This is a genomic window from Micromonospora aridisoli, assembly GCF_056150025.1.
Map to the genome: position 1 here is coordinate 1 of NZ_JAXCFK010000222.1, position 495 is coordinate 495.

A 495-nucleotide genomic window follows, 5' to 3' on the forward strand; every position below is an offset into this window, starting at 1 on the left:
GCGGATCCGTGCGGGTGACCGGGGGCAGCGGCTGGCCGGTGCCGCCGGCCGGGTCGGCGTAGCGGGCCGCGTGCTCCCGGACGGCCACCCGGTAGGCGGCGAGCCGCGCGCTCATCACCGTGTGCACGTCGAACGCGGTCAGCTCGCGCGGGCCACGGGGCCCGGGCAGGCGCAGCCGGGCGGTCTTGAGCGGGGCCTGTTCGAGCGGGTCGTCGACGAAGCGGGTGAAGACGCCCGCGTGCACCGACACCAGCGCCTGCGCGCGCTGGTACGTCTCCTCCTCGGTGGCGGCGTCGGGCGCCGGGGCGGTGGGATCGACGTCCCGGCAGACCGGGCAGGCCGGGTGCGGCAGCACGGGCTCGCGGGCCGCCTCCAGGGTGGACCGGTCGAGGACCAGCACCCCGCCGTCGGTGTCCGGCGCGAGCGCGCCGGTGAGCACGCGGAACAGCTCGAAGGCGGCGGCGTTGCCGATCATCCGTGCGGTGACCTCGGGCA

1 protein-coding gene is annotated in these 495 nt (G+C 77.6%); it reads right to left on the minus strand.

Annotated elements, in window-relative coordinates; translation table 11 throughout:
* Positions 1-495, minus strand: a 495-nt coding sequence (locus SM447_RS30205) for a TOMM precursor leader peptide-binding protein (protein WP_474576258.1), incomplete at both ends; no start/stop codon positions are given.